Below are 16,839 nucleotides of genomic sequence, written 5' to 3' on the forward strand. Positions count from 1 at the left end.
TTCCGCAACGTGGGCGCCGTGTGGTACGCAACGGATGGGCGCCGGGCGGGCGCCGGACCCGCCTGTCAGATATTGAGCTTCGAGATCTTGGTGCCTTCCAGACTCAGGCCGGCCATCAGGCCCGCGTTGGTCATGGCAAAGCCGATGATCGGCTGCTGGGCGGTGTTGGTGTCGATCTGGCCATTGGCACCGATCGTGGCCAGCGCCACCGTGGCGTCGGCGCCAACCTGCCAGCCGCTGCTGCGCACGAACTTGTCGTAGGCGTCCTGGGTCATGAACATCAGGATGAAGGCCTTGGACTGTGCGCCGATCTGCCAGCCGACCGAGCCCGAAATGGCCCGGTAGTAGCCGCGGTCCGCACCGCCGGAACGGAGCACGCCGTCGCCGTACTCGCCGCCGACGATAAAGCCCGCCGACAGCAGTTTCGGGAAGATCAGGATGCCCTTGGCCTTGGCGCCCAGATCCCGCGCGCCGTTGGTCGTGGAATAGAGGCGGTTCAGCGTGTCAGTGGCGCCCGTATCGATCTCGCGGCGTTTGGACGCCGCGTCGCCCGAGTCTTTGGGACCGGTGAAGCTGCATCCTGCAAGCGACAGGGCGCCCACGGACAGACCGGTGAGGCCGACAACCCCGGCACTGCCGGCGGACAGGAAGGTTCGACGTTTCATTATTTCCTCCAGGAGGGTTCATGTGTTGCAACCGCCTCTAAAGCATAGGCTGGCAAGGCACATCCGCAAATGCGATTTTGTCTGACACGGAGGGGACAGGCCTCTGACATGACTTGGTCATACTTTCTTGCAAATCGGCGGAACTTGTTCCGGAACCGGGCAGATACCATACCGGTCTGTCGAGCATCTATCCGCCAACCGCCCCCATACCCATGTCATTCCAGAAGTCCAACGTCCAGCCCGATTCCCGTCTGTCGAACCCTCATGCTGCAGTGCAGCGTCCGCGTGGATGGCGGCGTGCCGGCGCGCTGGCCATGCCGCTGGCGGCACTGCTGCTGGCCGCCTGTGCGTCCCAGCCGGCGGTCGAAACGGCCGAAGCCAAGCAGGAATCGGCCCAGATGAACGCCGGCTGGCAGGCCGAGCGCGCCAAATATATGGATTGCGTGCAGGACCGCGCCAGCGACGGCGCCAAGGGCAAGGGCACCTCGAAGGAGGTGGCTGCCGGCGCGATCGACGCGTGCAAGGGCCAGCTGAAGGTCATGCACGACGCCTTCCAGTCGTACCTGTCGGCGCAGATGAGCAGCGCGCACGGCCAGACCAGCGCCCGCCAGGCCGCCGAGCGCGTGACCACGGACACCCGCGAGAAGGCCCGCACCTACCTGACCCGCTACGTGGAAGTGGAACGCTACAAGGCCGGCCAGCACTGAGCGAGGATTCCACCGCGTCCTTTCCGCCTGAAACCGCCCCGCGTCACAGCATGGCCAGCGGCTGCGCGTGACGCGGCGGCGCGAACAGCGTGTCCAGTTCGGCCAGCTGGCCGGGCGTGAGCGTGATATCGAGCGCGCCCATGTTCTCGCGCAGGCGGTCGCGCTGGCCGGTCTTGGGAATCGCAATGATGTCGTCCGACGCCAGCAGCCAGGCCAGCGCCGCCTGCGCGGGCGTCATGCCATGCTCTGCCGCAAAGCCCTTCAGACCGGCGTTGCGCAGCAGCCGCGCCTGCTCGATGGGCGAATAGGCCATCACCGGCACGTTGCGTTCGCGCAACCATGGCAGCAGGTCGAACTCGATGCCGCGCCGGCTCAGGTTGTAGAGCAGCTGGTTCACCGCCACGGCATCGCCCCCCGGGGTGTCCCAGAATTCCTCCATATCGGACAGGTCCAGGTTGCTGACGCCAAAATAACGGATCTTGCCGGCCGCTTGCAGCGCCTGGAATGCCTCGATCGTGTCCTCGAACGGCACGTCGCCGCGCCAGTGCAACAAATACAGGTCCAGATGGTCGGTGCCCAGCCGGCGCAGGCTGCGCTCGCACGCTGCCACCGCGCCCTTGCGGCTGGCATTGTGCGGATAGACCTTGCTGACCAGGAAGGCGTCGTCGCGGCGGCCCGCCAGGGCCTCGCCGATCAGCGATTCGGACTGGCCTTCGCCATACATCTCGGCGGTATCGACCAGCCGCAGGCCCATATCCAGGCCCATCTGTAGCGTGGCGATTTCCTCGGCGCGCGTGGCGCGGTGGTCGCCGATATTCCAGGTGCCCATACCCAGCGCGGGCACGCGCTCGCCGCCGGGTAGCGTGACTTGTTTCATGCGATGCCTCCGGTATCGGGAAAACTGCCCTCCACACTAGTGAACATCGCCACGCAGCACAAGCGCACCGCCCGCACGGTACTTTTTACCTGACTGCAGCAATCAGTGTCGCGCGGGCCGCGCCCGCCATCAGCGGTGCTGGTGCCGAAATTCCTGGGTCTTGCCGCCATAGCCATAGGCGGCCGCGCGCGCGTCGATCACATGGATATAGGACACCTCGTTGACGTCGCCGATCAGTTCGGACAGCGCGGCATGCGACTGGCGCAGGTATTCGGCTTTCTCGGCCTTGGTATTGGTCTCGTCGGTCACGCTGATGTCGAGCTGGAAGGCGTTGCGCCCCTTGTCATAGTCGGACAGCGGCTTGCCGCCAATAAACCACTGCTCGCGCGGGATGAACGTCACGGTGGTGGCAATCACGGGGGCTTCCTTGCCCAGCACGCGCTGGGTCAGTTCACCCACCACGGCCACGGCGCGGCGCGTCAGTTCGGTATCGGGATGGCCGGAAATCTGCAGGGATACGTGGGGCATGACTGGCTCCTTTCGGGTTTGGGTTTCACTTGCGGCGCGCTTGCCGGTTGGCGTATTGGCGTGCTGCGGTGATGTCATCGTAGGCGTTGCCTTGAAATCGGAAAAGCGGGAATATACGATGCCATCTATCGGAATAGCCGAAACTTCAAATCATGCGCGGATTCGAAACGGACCAGCTCCGGACCTTTGTGGCCGTGGCCGAGAGCGGCAGCCTGTCGGCGGCGGCGCCCCGGCTATTCCTGTCGCAATCGTCGGTCAGCGAGCAGTTGCGCAAGCTGGAGGAGCGTGCCGGCGTGCCGCTGCTGACGCGCGGCAAGAAGGGCGCGGCGGTGACGCCGGCCGGGGCGCGGCTGCTGGACTATGCCCGGCGCATCCTGTCGCTGAACGAACAGGCGCTGGCCGAACTGCGCGGCCAGACGCTCGATGGCGAATTGCGGCTGGCGGTGACCGACTATTTCCGGCCCGGAGAGATTGCCGGCATGCTGCGGCGCCTGCGTGACCGCTATCCCTACCTGAAGCTGCACGTCACGGTCATGAAGAGCGCCGCCATCGAAGCGGCGGCCGAGATGGATGCGTTCGACATCGGCCTGAGCATGCGGCTGATCGGCGCGCGCGGCGCCGAAAAGACGTCGGGCGCCACACGCGGCGGCACGGTGCTGCGGCGCGAGGCGCTGGCCTGGGTGGCCGCACCGGAAATTTCCGAAGAACCGCAGGCGACGCTGCCGCTCGTGTTGCTGCCCGATACCTGCTCGATGCACCAGTTCGTCGTGCAGTTGCTGATGCGGCGCCGGCGCGAATTCGAGATCGCACACTCGGCCTCGGGCGTGGCGGGCCTGCATCTGGCGCTGGCGGCCGGGCTGGGCGTGTCGTGCCTCAACGCATCGGCCATCGGACCCGGCGTGACGCCGCTGGATGCAGCGGGCGTGGCCGGCTGGAAGCTGCCGGCACTGCCTTCGGCGGAGTTCTATCTATTAGGGGCGCGCCGGGGCGAGAGCGAATTCATCGGCCAGGCGCGGCAGGCACTGGCGGAGCAATTTGGCTGAACGGCCAGATGGCGGCAGGGGGCGCCAGGGGGCGCCAGAGGGGGCCAGGTCGGATCGGGGCGGGCCAGGGCGGCCGCGCTCAGGTCTCGCTCCACTGCCGCAGCAGGTTGTGATAGCAGCCGACCAGGCTGCGCCGCGCGCGCGCGTCGGCGTCGGTCTGGTTGAGCGTCTGGATGGCGTTGTCCATGTCGAACAGCAGCGCGCGCTGGCCGTCGTCGCGGATCAGGCTCTGGATCCAGAAAAAGCTGGCCACCCGCGTGCCGCGCGTGATCGGTGTCACCTGGTGCAGGCTCGTGGCCGGGTAGACCACCATGTCGCCGGCGGCCAGCTTGACCGCGTGCACGCCGTACGTGTCTTCCACCTGCAATTCGCCGCCGTCGTAGCTGTCGGGGTCCGACAGGAACAGCGTGGCGGACACATCGGTGCGCAACTTGCGCCCGGTGTGCGGATGGATGCGCACGCCGCCATCGACATGGGCGCCGAAGGTCATGCCCTCGCTGTAGCGGTTGAACATTGGCGGATAGACGATGTTCGGCAGCACCGCACTAATAAATAGCGGATGGCGTTCCAGCGCGGACAGGATCAGGTGCTGGCACTGGGCGGCCACTTCGGATCGTTCGTCGATCTGCTGGTTGAACTTGACCGGCGCGCCGGAATAGCCGGCCGACACGCGGCCGTCCACCCAGGCATCGCCGGCATGTTCCAGCTGCGCCAGCACCACGGCCACCTGTTCGGCGTTGAGAACCTTCGGAATACGAACCAGCATCGGAGACATCCGGTTGGGGCCGGGGGCCGGCCATGGCGAAACGGCCAGGCCCGGCGTGCGGCCCCGGCGGCGCTTACATGCGATAGGTGAACGACAGCATTGCGGTACGGCCCGTGCCCGGCACCGACCGGCCGCCGTCCGACTGGATCAGCGCATCGTAATACTTCTTGTCGAAGATGTTGAACAGATTCAGGCGCACGTCGTACTTGGGCTGGTGGTAGGCGATCATGCCGTCCCAGCGCACAAAGCCGCCAACCTGCACCGTATTGGTATTGTTGGCATAACGCTGTGACATGTAGAACGCCCCGCCGCCCACTTCCCAGCTTGGCAGGATGGCATAGCTGGTCCATGCCGTGGCCGTGTGCTTGGGCGTGTTGGTCGGCACCATGCCCTGCGTGCCGGCCGCGATGCCGCTCTTGATCTCGGCATCCAGGTACGTATAGCCCGCGAACACCTGCCACTTGGGCGTGATGCGCCCGGTCACGCCGGCGCGGAAGCCATCCACCTGGATCTTGCCGGTCAGCGCGTACGTGGTGGCGTCGATCTGGCTGCGCGCGTTGTCCTTGGTGATGCGGAAGATGGCCGACGTCACCGACAGGTTGCCGCTCATCAGATCCCACTTGCCGCCCGCCTCGTAGGCCTTGTTCTTCTCGGGGTCCAGCGACTGCTGCCCCACCGTGCCGACCAGCTGTTCCAGCGACGGGTTGAACGACGTGCCGTAGGAAATGTAGTACGACTGCGTCTCGGTCGGCTGCCAGATGCCGCCCAGGCGCACGCTGGTGAAGTGGACGTCCTGGCTGGCGTTGGGCAGCACCGTGCTGCCGGCCGTGTTGCCGGAATTGACCGAGTTGCTGATGCTGGCGATGTACTTGTCGTAGCGCAGGCCGGCCACCGCCTTCCACTGCTTCGAGAATTCGATCGAATCGTTGGCATAGACGGCCACCGTGTTGGCCGAGCCGCCCTGCAGGTTGCCGGTGCGGGTGGCCACGCTGGCCGGCGAATCCTGGTACGGCGGATCGATGACCGGCGTGCAGGCCACGAAGCCGGACGTGCCCGTGGCCGGGTTCAGTGCCGTGCTGCCGCAACTGCCGTTGCGGTAGTAGTTCTGGTTGTTGTAGCCGTCGTGGCCCAGCTCCAGGCCGGTCAGCAGCGTGTGCTTGACCGGGCCCGTGTCGAACTTCGCGGTCAGCTCGGTCTGGTTGAAGATCGAGTAGTCGCGGATGTTGCGGTCATGGCTCTGCTGGCGCACGTACAGCTGCGACAGCGGCAGGTTGGTGGTGGTCAGCGCGGTAAAGGCGCCGGCCGCGTTGATCGATCCCACCGCGTTCGGCGCGGTCTCGCGCGCATCGGTTTCCACATAGTTGAACGCCGTGACGTTGCGCAGGCGCAGGTTGGGCGAGAGCTTGTGGTCGATGGCGCCATTCAGCGACACGATGTTCTGGCGCGTCCGGTCGTTGTTGAAGCCGTAGTGCGTATTGCGATCGACGTTGACCGGATGACCGTTGATGGCGGGCAGGCCGTAGTCGGGCATGTCCTCGTTGTGCTGGAGCAACGCCGACAGGGTGATCTCCGTCGAGGTGCCGATGCCAAAACGCCACGACGGCGCGATGCCGAAATCCTGCACGGTCATCTCGTCGCGCGTGCTCGGCTTGCCGTCCTGGGCCATGGCCGAGATGCGGAAGGCCGAGGTGTCGCCGGTGGGCGTGTTCACATCGGCCGTGGCCCGGACCAGGCCGTTGGTGGTGACCGATCCGGTGACCTCGGTGGCTGCCTGCAGCTTGGGCTTCTTGGTGACCTGATTGATCACGCCACCCGTGGAGCCGCGCCCGAACAGCATCGACGACGGGCCCATCAGCACTTCGACCTGGTCCAGCGCGAAGGTGTCGCGGTAGTACTGCCCGCGATCGCGGAAGCCGTCCAGGTAGATGTCGGTGCGCGCCGAGAAGCCGTTCAGGTTGATGTTGTTGCCAATCTGGCCGCCCTCGGCGCCGCCGATGGTGATGCCGGGCACGTTGCGCAGCGCATCGGCCAGCGAGCTGGCGCCCTGCGATTCCATCAGCGCGCGGTTCACGATCGTCACCGATTGCGGCACATCGCGCAGGTCGGCCGGCAGCTTCGACAGCTGACTGCCGATCGGGTTGAAGTCGTCGCGGGCGGCGGCGCCCTGGACCGTCACCTCACGCAGGGTCTGCGGCACGGATTCGCCCTTTTGCGGCGCCGATGGGGCGGTCGATGGGGCGGTCGATGGGGCGGTCGATGGGGCAGGGGCTGCGGCGGGCGCCGCGGGCGCCTGCTGCGCCGGCTGAGCGGCTTGCTGCGCGAAGACGGCGGGTGCGGCAAAGAGGGCCACCAGCGCGGTAGCCACAGGGGTGCGACGGAGCATTGTCAGTTCCAGTGCGCCCCGTACTGCCGGGCCCTTTACCGGCTTCACCACCGGGGCTAAATGTTCGGGCGATCGGCAATATAAATAGGAACCATTCTCGTTGCAATCGCGTTGCGTGGCGATCACAGACACGCTGGCATGCGGTCAGATGTCTGCAAGATCAAACATCGAAAGCGGCTCGACGGGGCGTTCTGGGCAGAGTCGTGCACATTGCGTGCGCGATCTGTCAAATTTGACAGGGTCCGGCAGCATGCAAACGGCCCGCATGTCGCGGGCCGCTTGCAGACATAGGATCACCGGGGCCGGTGATCGCATCCAAAAAAATTTCGGATGGGGCGTTGGCCGACCATTGGCCGGCCCATTGCCTGCCGATCAGTCGGCCGTCATGTTGGCGTTCTTGGCGATACGGCCAAGACGTTCGCGCTCCGTCTTGATGAAGGAAACGAAGCTCTCCACCGAACCGCCGGCCGGCTCGATCCCGTTCTGGATCAGGCGCTCGCGAATCTCGGGGTTCTGCATGCCGGCGCTCAGCTCGGCATTGAGCTTCTTGATGATCGCGGGATCGGTGCCCTTCGGCGCGAAGATGCCGGCCCAATGGCCGATGCGCACTTCAGGCAGGCCCTGCTCGGCGGTGGTGGGGATGTTCGGTGCGGCGGGCATGTGCTTGTCCCACGTTGCACCCAGCGCCTTGAGCTTGCCGGCCTTGATCTGCGGCAGCACCACGATCGATGCCTCGGACGTGGCGGCCACCTGGTTGCCGATCACGGCGGTGATGCTTTCCGAGCCGCTCTTGTACGGCACCACGGTCAGCTGCGCACCTTTTTCCTTAAGCATTTCTTCAACGAAATGCGGTGTGCTGCCGCTGCCAGCGGTGGCAAACGGCACGCCGCCCTGCTTCTTCGAATATTCGATCAGTTCCTTCACGTTGTTCGCCGGCAGCGACGGCGATGCCACGATCACCGACGGGCTGACCGCGATCAGGCCGACGGGCACGAGGTCGTCGGGCTGGTAGGGCATCTTCGTGCGAATCAGGCTGTTGGTGACGGTGCCCACGGCACCCACCAGGAACGTGTAGCCATCGGGCTTGCTCTTGGCCACGTAGTCGGCGCCGACGATGCCGCCGGCACCGGGACGGTTTTCGATCACCACGGGCTGGCCAATCCGTTTGCTGACGGCGTCGGCACCGGCGCGTGCCACGAGGTCATTGGCCCCGCCGGCCGTGAACGGCACGACAAACTTGATCACGTGGTTGGGCCAGGCATCGGCGGCGTGGGCGGTGGTGGCGATCAGCGAGGTGGCGGCGAGCGCCAGGGCCAGCGTGCGGCCGCGAGGGGACAATGGCATGCTTAGTCTCCGGTAGTTGTTGTCAAGAGGATCGGGGGATCGATCTTACCGAACTAAGCTGTCAGTTTGCTGAATGACGTGGGTGGCGTCGTTCTTGCTGCGCTTTTCCGTATCGCCCGTGCGCCGTTCGTGCGCTACAGCAAGAGCGGCGCGCGGGCGATGGCATCAGCACGTCACTGCTGGCGCACCCAGGTCTGCGTCCGGCCGATCAGGCTGATGCCGATGAAGCCGCGCACGTTGAGCTTCTTGCCGTCGTCGGCCATCGACATCTTGCACTTGTACAGCTTGCCGGTCTCGGGGTCCAGGATCTCGCCGCCGGTCCATTCGTTGTCGCCGGTCTTGCGCAATCCGGTCAGCAGCGTCATGCCGATGATGGGCTGGTCCTTGCGCGCGTCGGTGCATTTGTCGCACACCTTGGGCGGGCCTTCGGACGGCACCAGGCTCTTCACGAGCTTGCCGCTGTACACGCCATCCTTCTCGGTAATCTCGATCACGCCGCGCGGCTTGCCGGTGGCGTCGTCAATCGTTTGCCATGTGCCCGCCGGGGTGGCTTGCGCCATCGCCCAGGCACTGGCGGTGAGTGCGGCGGCGAACACGGCGGCACGGGCAGTATGGCGAAGCAGGGCGCGGGGGTCGGTCATGCGCATGAAGATCTCCAGTTCAGTGTCGCGATGGCGGATTCGCCAGTTCGCGGCGCGGGTTATGTCCGGTCGGTAAGGTTGCAGCCAGCCTGCAGGTCTGACATGCAAGTCGTACACGACGTGCTGGATGCCGGCTTCCGGTCAGGACGTTTGCAACGGTCCGCAATGAACCGCATGCCGCGCTGGCCGGCATCGGCATCGCGCGACGCCAATCTACTGGGGCGCGTCGTTCGCTGCAATCTCCCGCTTCCGTTTGCGTACGCACCAGAGCGTACCGCGGCACCCCCTGCAATCGCCCGCCTGGCGGCGGCTGGCCTCGATTTTGTCCTGCAACAAGCACCGCGCGGGAACCGTTCCCGAGACATTCCTCTAGCCGGCCCGTGGCGCACGCGCGCCACACCCGAGCGCGCCACCGACGCCCGGACCTGCGCTCGCCCGGTGTACCTGGCGACGTCGGCCGACCGGCTGCGCGGCGGCGGTGACGGCATCGGTAGGAACCCCAATGCGCGCATCGTCAGCAGATCAATGATCGTGCCTGGTGGATGGTTGACAGCGCAGCAGTTTGCCGGCGGCGACCGACGCGTCGAACGACGGACAACCGATGCGCGCCGACCGATGCGACGCCGCCGCGCACGGTGTGTCGATGGCAGGCGCACCGGTTGCCGAGACGCCGACGGTGCACGGCGATCGCTCGGTCCGCACGATGGCCCGACCGGCCGAGCGACGACACGACGCGCGATGCGATGGCGGACGAGCGCGGAGCAGTGCGACCGCCAGTTCGTACGCGCGTCGACACATCATCCATCGCACGACTGATGTCAAAACGCGGGTGTCGATACGCGTCGAAGAGGGAAACCGTTGCGTAGGCGCATCACTCTTTCGTCGTGCTCGCGCAACTGTCTGATCGACGCACGCGCGGCGCACCGACACATCGACGCGACCGTCGCGCGACCGGCTTGTCGAAGGGCGCGCGCGCGTCTTGCCAAGGCACCGGCGCGTGACCGCCGGCGTCCCGGGATCGCACTGTGCGATGCCATGGGGCGGCGCGCTGCCGCGCCCCTGCGTGTGTGTCGGAAAGCCAATATTCACGCGGGTTTCCAGTCGGCACCGATCCATGCGAAGCGTCGCCGCGATGTCGCGCATCGGCGTGCCGCACCCGCTGTTGGACGACGCGCGCGGAGGGTGCGAACACACGCTGCGCAGTCGCGTCGCCAGGTGTTCTTCCACCATCGAAACACACGCGTGATGGAACTTCATTTGGTGTACGCGCGTCTCGATGAGAGAGCGTATCGATGGTGTTGTGATCGGCGTGCGCGCGTGAATTAGATCGATTCGTTCTTGCGCGCAAGTTTTTTTGCACTTTTTTCTTAACATCATCGAGCAAACGAATTATGATTCGCCTTGACAAGAGTCTCACTTCATTGCATCGATGTGTTTGACGAAGCGGGCGTCGCAAGAAGGCAAGCAAGAAGCAACGATGACGCGATGCTTTGTCGCAGTGAATGCGGGTAGCCGAGGAGCACCAGAACTTTGACGCAGACCGGGCCGATCAGGCTTCTTACAACGCGTGCAGTCTCCTGTGGCCCAGTGACGGGATGGGCGAGCTACCCCCGTGGAATTACCGTCTGCAGTGCGCGAGGCCAAGCCCGTGCTGCAGGCCTGCTGACCGATATCTCCTCTATTCAGGCTGCGCGCCGACACGATGTGCGGCGCGGGCCGATCGGATATTCCAGGGCACGGCATGCCCCGGAAATCCGCCTGGAAGCTGGCTTTGCAGCCAGCGCGCGGATTTTGCGCTGCCGTGAAAACACCGCGGTGCGCGACACGGGTTGTGCCGGTATCCCTGCCACCGAATTCATTAGCGTGCGGTTCAAGCTGTCGTGCGCCGATGAATCGCTCGCTCGATTGGGGCATGCCTCCATGCGCCTCGGATCGGTCGGGTCGTCCATTTAGGTCATTCGATATTTCACGCTAGTGAAGGAGTTATCCATGGCAACTGCTGCAAAGAAAAAGCCGGCCGCCAAGAAGGCTGCCAAGCCGGCCGCCAAGAAGGCCGCTGTGAAGAAGGTCGCCGCCAAGAAGGCAGCGCCGGCCGCCAAGAAGGCTGCTGTGAAGAAGGTTGCGACGAAGAAGGTAGCCGCCAAGAAGGCTGCGCCGGCTGCCAAGAAGGCCGCTGTGAAGAAGGTTGCCGCCAAGAAGGTCGCAACCAAGAAGGTCGCCGCCAAGAAGGCAGCACCGGCCAAGAAGGCTGCAGTGAAGAAGGTCGCCGCCAAGAAGGTTGCAACCAAGAAGGTCGCCGCCAAGAAGGCAGCACCGGCCAAGAAGGCCGCGGTGAAGAAGGTTGCCGCCAAGAAGGCCGCACCGGCCAAGAAGGCGGCTGCTGCCAAGAAGCCGGCCGCCAAGAAGGCTGCTGCCAAGCCTGCCGCGAAGAAGGCTGCTGCAAAGCCGGCTGCCAAGAAGGCCGCCGCCAAGCCGGCTGCGAAGCCTGCTGCCAAGAAGGCTGCCGCCAAGAAGCCGGCTGCCCGCAAGGCTGCCAAGCCCGCTGCTGCGCCCGCCGTTGCACCGGCTGCTGCCGCACCTGCCAAGACCGCGCTGAACCCGGCAGCGGCCTGGCCGTTCCCGACGGGCAACCGTCCGTAATTGCCTCGCCTTCGTGCGAGCGATCACCACCGGGAAACGCCTGGGCACGCATCGCGTGCCACACTGACCGGATACGCCGTATCCGGTCTGCAAGACAGCAGGTCTTGCCAACCCGCCGATGGCATCCGTGCCCGGCGGGTTTTTTATTGGCCGTGCGCGCCGATGCCGCATCAAATGAAAAACGCCGCGGCCCGAGGGCACGCGGCGTTTCTTTCTGACGGCTTGTCATCTTTTCAGTGCGAGACGCGTGTCACGCCTCCCGAAGACAGCAGGCGCACCCGGTCGCCGGGCCGGAACACCTCGTCGGCTTCCTGGGTGATGGCGCGCATGTCGCCGTCCTCGAGTTGCACCGTGATCTCCAGGCCGCGGCGCTGCGTGATGCGGTTCTCTGCCGCGCTGCCCGCAATGCCGCCCAGCACGGCGCCCAGCAGGCCGGCTGCCACGGAGCCTCCGCCGCTGCCGATGGTGCTGCCCGCCGCGACGCCGCCGATGGCGCCCCCGGCAAGCGTGCCGGCGCCCGTCGAGCCGCCCTGGATCATCACTTCGCGCACACCCTGGACCACGCCATAGCGCACGGTCTGCTCGCGTTGTGCCTGCCCCGGTGCGTAGACGCTGCCGGAATTGGAGTAGTTGGCACAGCCGCTGACCAGCGCCACGGTAGCCAGCACCGCGACACCGCCGATTCGAAGGATCTGATTCATCGCAACTCCCGTCTGAATGCCGCGCCCTTCGTCGTCGTCCGGTGTGCGCGGTTCACCTTTTCATCTTAGGCGTATTGGTAACCGAACGCCGCCGCGAAGCGGCTGCCGATTTCCTCACGCGAAATCCAGTGGTTCTGAGGGCCCTGCTGGGCAATCTTGAGCGCACCCATCAGCGAGGCGAGGCGACCGGTGGTTTCCCAGTCCATGCCCTGCTCGATGCCGTAGAGGAGGCCGCCGCGGAAGGCGTCGCCACAGCCGGTGGGGTCCACCACGCGCTCGGCCTGCACGGCCGGGATGGCGTACTGCTGGCCATCGGCGAAGATGCTGGCGCCACGTTCGCCGTGCGTCACGATGAACGCGCGCACCTTGGCGGCCACTTCTGCGCTGGTCCAGGCGGTACGGGACAGCATGACCTGTGCTTCGTAGTCATTGACCGTCACGTAACTGGCGAGTTCAATGAACGCCCGCAGGTCCTCGCCGTTGAACAGCGGCATGGCCTGGCCCAGGTCGAAGATGAACGGAATGCCCGCATCGGCGAACTGCTGTGCGTGGTGCAGCATGCCTTCGCGGCTGTCCGGGGCCACGATGCCCAGTGCGGGGCGCTTGCCGGCGCCCAGCGCGTCCTGCACGCTGTTGAGCTGCGACTGGCCCATGGCGCCCGGGTGGAATGCGGTAATCTGGTTGTTGTCCAGGTCGGTCGTGATCATCGCCTGCGCGGTGAACGTGTCGGGCAGCGTGCGGATATGGTCGGTGGCAATGCCCAGGTCGCGCAGGTACTGCAGGTACGGGCCGGCGTCCTGGCCCACGGTGGCCATCACGATCGGATCGCCGCCCAGCATCTTGAGCGTGTAGCCGATGTTGCCGGCGCAGCCGCCGAACTCGCGCCGCATGCCCGGCACCAGGAACGAGACGTTCAGCATGTGGATCTGGTCCGGAAGAATGTGTTCACGGAACCGGCCGTCGAACGTCATGATGGTGTCGTAGGCGACGGAACCGCAGATCAGGCTGGACATCTCTTCTCCAAATGGCCCGGCGAAGGGCCGCAACAGATACGTTAAATAATTCCGCCCGTGCATGACGGGCGGAAACGCTGGGACGACTGTGTTCTACCGCACAGATTATTTCAGTGCAGCCAGAGCAGCGTCGTAATTCGGCTCCTGCTTGATTTCCGGCACCAGTTCGCTGTACTTCACGGTGTCGTTCTCGTCGACCACCACCACGGCACGCGCGCAGACGCCGGCCAGCGGGCCGCTCTTGATATCTACGCCATAAGCGTTTTTGAAGTCGGCGCCGCGCATCGTCGACAGCGTCACCACGTTGGTCAGGCCTTCGGCGGTGCAGAAGCGGCCCATGGCGAACGGCAGGTCGGCCGAGATGGTCAGCACCACGGTGTTGGCCAGGCTGCTGGCAGCCTCGTTGAACTTGCGTGCCGACGCCTGACAGACGGGCGTGTCCAGGCTCGGGACGATATTCAGCACCTTGCGCTTGCCTGCGAAGTCAGCCAGCGTCACGTCCTTCAGGTCCTTGCCGACCAGCGTGAAAGCCGGTGCCTTGTCGCCAGCATGGGGAAACTTGCCGCCAACTTCGATGGCGTTGCCGCCAAGGGTCACATTGCTCATGGTTGCTCCTGTCAGAAAAGTACAGCCCGCCGGCCCGGTGCATTGCCGGCCGGCGTGGCGTGGGGGCGATGGAATTCAGGGGTAGAAGATCAGCACGCGGTAATTGGCAGCCGCCTGCTGTGTCCGGAATCGTACCCGAACCGGCAGCTCGCTGCCCGCGCGCAGGCCCGTGGCCGCGAAGCCGCGCTGGACGGGCTCCAGGTACTCGGCCGGCAGTAGCACGCGGCGCAGCAGCAACTGGTCCTGCAGATCGGTCATGACCAGCTCGATCGCCGGCAGCGCCGTGGTGGCGCGCCCCTGGTTGCGCAGGGTGACCGCCAGCAGATACACGTCGCTGGCCTCGTCCTGCTTCTGCAGTTGCGAACTGTCGATGCGCAGCGCATCAAGGTCGCGCCACGGCGGCACATCGCAGCCAATCGGAGCGCAAGCCGCCTCAAGTACCGGACGCAGCACCGGCATGCTGCCGGCAATCTGGCTGCGGGCCAGGTAGACGCCCTGCAGCAGGATGCCGAGGCCCAGCAAAACGGCCCCCGCGCCCATCCAGGTGCGCCGGCTGCCGGGCACCGAGACCTTCACGCCGGGCGCGCGAGACTGTTCGCGTTCGCGCGTATGGCGCAGGAAATCGGGCGCGAAGACCGGCCCGCTTGCTGCCGTGCCCGCCGATGCGGATGGCGATCCCGCCGATGCGCCGGGCCGGTTCAGCCAGTGGCGTGTGGCGGTCTCGCGTGCCACGGCATTGGGCGTGCCATCGCGCAACGTGACGCCGAGGTCGTGTTCGATGACGTCCTTGGCCTGTGCGGCCCAGGCCTCGGCCTCGGGGTCTGCCGGATCCTCGGCGCGCAGGAAACCGCTGGCGCTGGGCACCGGATCTGCCTGCGGGAACGGTTCGGGCGTGGGCAATGCATCGGCCGGCACATGGGGCCCATCCGAATCCTGCGATGCAGCCGATGCGTCCAATGCGTCGGATGCGTCCGATGCATCGGACGCGGTCCCGGCGCCTGCGTCCTCCGGCACCGCATCGGCGGCCGGAGCCGCTTCGGTGGCGGGCGTCTCGGGCGTTGCACCGGCTTCGTCCATGGGCTGGGTCGACGGCGCATTGCCCGGGCGCAGCGGCGGCCAGCTGGCCTTGGCGCTGTACGCGCCGTAGGGCGGCATGCCCGACGGGTTTTTCGGCGCGAAGGCCGCAGCCGGGTCCAGCGAAGAGTGCGATGCCTGCGACGCGTGCGCGGCCGGCGATGGCGTCTGCACCGGCTCATCGTCGAATGCCGAATGGTCGAGCATCGGCCACGGCGTCGGCGGATCGGTCAGCGGGGTTTCCGCTGGCGGCGCGGTGTCGGCCGATGCGGGCGTCGATGCAACGGACACCGGCTCACCCTCGCCGGCGGGCATTGCGGCCTCGACGGCGGGCGTCAGGTCGGGTTCGATGTCGGCGTCGGCGTCGGCGTCGGCGTCGGCGTCGGCGTCGGCGTCGGCGTCGGCGTCGGCGTCGGCGTCGGCATCGGCGTCGGCATCGGCATCGGCATCGGCTTCCGCAGCCGCTTCCTGACGCGCGTCGCCGGCGACCGTCGCGGCGCCCGGCGCCTGCGCCACTGCATCGGGCAACGGCTCCGACATCATCGTCGTCGGCGAATCGAGCGCGGGGACTTCGTAGCCCGGATCAAAGCCTGGGTCGAATGGGGCCTCGTTTTCGCGCGCGCGGGCCGTTGCCTGGGTCTGCTCGGCGTGGGCCAGCGCGGCCGCCATCGTCACGGCGGCGGCCGATGGGTTCGATGCAGCCGTTGGGGCCGATTGGGCCGATTGGGCCGATCGGGCTGGCGCGGGCACCTCGATCAGGTGTTCGCGTGCATCGAAGACGGTATCGCATTGTCCGCAGCGGACCAGGCCCTGGCGCAGCCGCAGCTGATCCGCAACGAGCCGGAACGCGGTGCGGCAGGCCGGGCAGCGCGTGACGAGCTTGGCGGCGGCCATGATGACGAATCAGGAACGGTTGGCCGTCAACGGCCGCGTGCCGTGCAGGCACACCCAGCCTTCCTCGCTGCGCCAGACCGACATGGCCAGCCACGGCGCGTAGGCCGCGGCCACTTCATCGGCCTGCCGTTCCAGTACGCCGGACAGCACCAGCCGGCCGCCGGGGCGCACGCGCGCCGACAGCATCGCGGCCATCAGCTTGAGCGGATTGGAAAGAATATTGGCCACCACCAGGTCGTAGGTGGCTTCGGACACCGACTCCGGCAGCGCGAAGCTGGCCTGCACCTGGTTGCGTTCGGCGTTGTAGCGCGAGGCCTCGACCGCGTTCGGATCAATGTCGATGCCGATGGTCTCGCCCGCGCCGAGCTTCTTTGCCACGATGGCCAGGATGCCCGAGCCGCAGCCGTAATCCAGCACGGTCTCGCCGGCCTGCACGTTCTGCTCCAGCCACTGCATGCACAGGCGCGTGGTCGGATGGCTGCCCGTGCCGAAGGCCAGGCCCGGATCGAGTTCCAGGATCACCGCGTCGGGCTCCGGCGCGTCGTGCCACGACGGCACGACCCAGATCTTCTCGCCCACGCGGATCGGTTCGAATTGCGACTGGGTCAGGCGCACCCAGTCCTGGTCTTCCACCGCGCGCAGCACGAACGGCGGCACGGGGTCGACCTTGAGCGCGTTCGCGGCAGCGGTCACCACCAGCGCGGGGTCGGTCTCTTCGTCGAAGAGCGCCACCACGCGCGAGCGGTTCCACGCCAGCCGCGTCGGCTCCAGCCCGGGCTCTCCAAAGAGCGGTTGCTCGTCAGGCGTATCGGCGTCGGCGTCTTCCACCGATACCGACAGCGCGCCGAGGTCGAACAATGCATCGGACCAGGCTTCAGCTTGATCCTGCGCAATTTCGATCACACATTCCTGGAATGCCACGGGTTTCCTTTTGACTGCAATGCCGGCCGGTCAGGC

16 protein-coding genes are annotated in these 16,839 nt (G+C 66.3%); 3 read left to right on the forward strand and 13 right to left on the reverse strand.

Annotation, left to right across the window (positions count from 1 at the left end):
• Positions 1 to 65: 65 nt before the first annotated feature.
• Complete coding sequence (locus tag AC24R4_RS19280; RefSeq protein WP_400395995.1) at positions 66 to 665, reverse strand: BPSL1445 family SYLF domain-containing lipoprotein; 600 nt, start codon at positions 663 to 665, stop codon at positions 66 to 68.
• Positions 666 to 877: 212 nt separating this feature from the next.
• On the opposite strand from AC24R4_RS19280, the gene AC24R4_RS19285 reads away from it, so the two are divergent.
• Complete coding sequence (locus tag AC24R4_RS19285; RefSeq protein WP_400395993.1) at positions 878 to 1,372, forward strand: hypothetical protein; 495 nt, start codon at positions 878 to 880, stop codon at positions 1,370 to 1,372.
• 43 nt (positions 1,373 to 1,415) lie between these two features.
• Here the strand turns inward: AC24R4_RS19285 and AC24R4_RS19290 are convergent, their stop codons facing one another.
• The gene (locus AC24R4_RS19290) at positions 1,416 to 2,249 is read right to left on the reverse strand and encodes an aldo/keto reductase (protein ID WP_487523493.1); all 834 of its coding nucleotides are present in this window, start codon (positions 2,247 to 2,249) and stop codon (positions 1,416 to 1,418) included.
• 129 nt (positions 2,250 to 2,378) lie between these two features.
• Positions 2,379 to 2,777, reverse strand: a complete 399-nt coding sequence (locus tag AC24R4_RS19295; RefSeq protein WP_400395483.1) for a tautomerase family protein — start codon at positions 2,775 to 2,777, stop codon at positions 2,379 to 2,381.
• A gap of 152 nt (positions 2,778 to 2,929) precedes the next feature.
• Between AC24R4_RS19295 and AC24R4_RS19300 the strand changes: the two genes are divergently transcribed.
• Positions 2,930 to 3,820 (forward strand): LysR family transcriptional regulator, encoded by an 891-nt coding sequence (locus AC24R4_RS19300; protein WP_400395481.1) that lies wholly within the window; start codon positions 2,930 to 2,932, stop codon positions 3,818 to 3,820.
• A 79-nt stretch (positions 3,821 to 3,899) separates the two neighbouring features.
• Here the strand turns inward: AC24R4_RS19300 and AC24R4_RS19305 are convergent, their stop codons facing one another.
• The 5 genes from AC24R4_RS19305 to AC24R4_RS19325 all read right to left on the reverse strand — a co-directional run bounded on the left by AC24R4_RS19305 (position 3,900) and on the right by AC24R4_RS19325 (position 10,211).
• Complete coding sequence (locus tag AC24R4_RS19305; protein WP_400395479.1) at positions 3,900 to 4,586, reverse strand: Fe2+-dependent dioxygenase; 687 nt, start codon at positions 4,584 to 4,586, stop codon at positions 3,900 to 3,902.
• 73 nt (positions 4,587 to 4,659) lie between these two features.
• Positions 4,660 to 6,969 (reverse strand): TonB-dependent receptor, encoded by a 2,310-nt coding sequence (locus AC24R4_RS19310; protein ID WP_487523494.1) that lies wholly within the window; start codon positions 6,967 to 6,969, stop codon positions 4,660 to 4,662.
• A 372-nt stretch (positions 6,970 to 7,341) separates the two neighbouring features.
• A complete protein-coding gene (locus tag AC24R4_RS19315; protein WP_400396425.1) occupies positions 7,342 to 8,313 on the reverse strand; it encodes a Bug family tripartite tricarboxylate transporter substrate binding protein in 972 nt (323 codons plus the stop codon).
• A 173-nt stretch (positions 8,314 to 8,486) separates the two neighbouring features.
• A complete protein-coding gene (locus AC24R4_RS19320) occupies positions 8,487 to 8,960 on the reverse strand; it encodes a DUF2147 domain-containing protein (RefSeq protein WP_400396422.1) in 474 nt (157 codons plus the stop codon).
• 516 nt (positions 8,961 to 9,476) lie between these two features.
• Positions 9,477 to 10,211: a hypothetical protein gene (locus tag AC24R4_RS19325; protein WP_487523495.1), complete on the reverse strand. Its 735-nt coding sequence runs from the start codon at positions 10,209 to 10,211 to the stop codon at positions 9,477 to 9,479.
• A 732-nt stretch (positions 10,212 to 10,943) separates the two neighbouring features.
• On the opposite strand from AC24R4_RS19325, the gene AC24R4_RS19330 reads away from it, so the two are divergent.
• A complete protein-coding gene (locus AC24R4_RS19330) occupies positions 10,944 to 11,594 on the forward strand; it encodes a histone H1-like DNA-binding protein (protein WP_153947238.1) in 651 nt (216 codons plus the stop codon).
• Between the two features lie 233 nt (positions 11,595 to 11,827).
• Here AC24R4_RS19330 and AC24R4_RS19335 read toward each other — a convergent pair whose 3' ends face one another.
• The 5 genes from AC24R4_RS19335 to prmA form a co-directional block, all read right to left on the reverse strand.
• Positions 11,828 to 12,295, reverse strand: coding sequence for an outer membrane lipoprotein (locus tag AC24R4_RS19335; protein ID WP_092601343.1), 468 nt, complete (start codon positions 12,293 to 12,295; stop codon positions 11,828 to 11,830).
• A gap of 65 nt (positions 12,296 to 12,360) precedes the next feature.
• A complete protein-coding gene (locus AC24R4_RS19340) occupies positions 12,361 to 13,308 on the reverse strand; it encodes a carbohydrate kinase family protein (protein ID WP_400395572.1) in 948 nt (315 codons plus the stop codon).
• A 105-nt stretch (positions 13,309 to 13,413) separates the two neighbouring features.
• A complete protein-coding gene (gene tpx, locus AC24R4_RS19345; RefSeq protein WP_092601347.1) occupies positions 13,414 to 13,914 on the reverse strand; it encodes a thiol peroxidase in 501 nt (166 codons plus the stop codon).
• A 75-nt stretch (positions 13,915 to 13,989) separates the two neighbouring features.
• Positions 13,990 to 15,882: a DUF3426 domain-containing protein gene (locus AC24R4_RS19350; RefSeq protein WP_487523496.1), complete on the reverse strand. Its 1,893-nt coding sequence runs from the start codon at positions 15,880 to 15,882 to the stop codon at positions 13,990 to 13,992.
• Positions 15,883 to 15,891: 9 nt separating this feature from the next.
• On the reverse strand, positions 15,892 to 16,803 hold the full coding sequence (gene prmA, locus AC24R4_RS19355; protein WP_400395243.1) for a 50S ribosomal protein L11 methyltransferase: 912 nt from the start codon (positions 16,801 to 16,803) through the stop codon (positions 15,892 to 15,894).
• Positions 16,804 to 16,839 lie beyond the last annotated feature (36 nt).

The sequence above is a fragment of the Cupriavidus sp. CER-90 genome, from assembly GCF_057652055.1.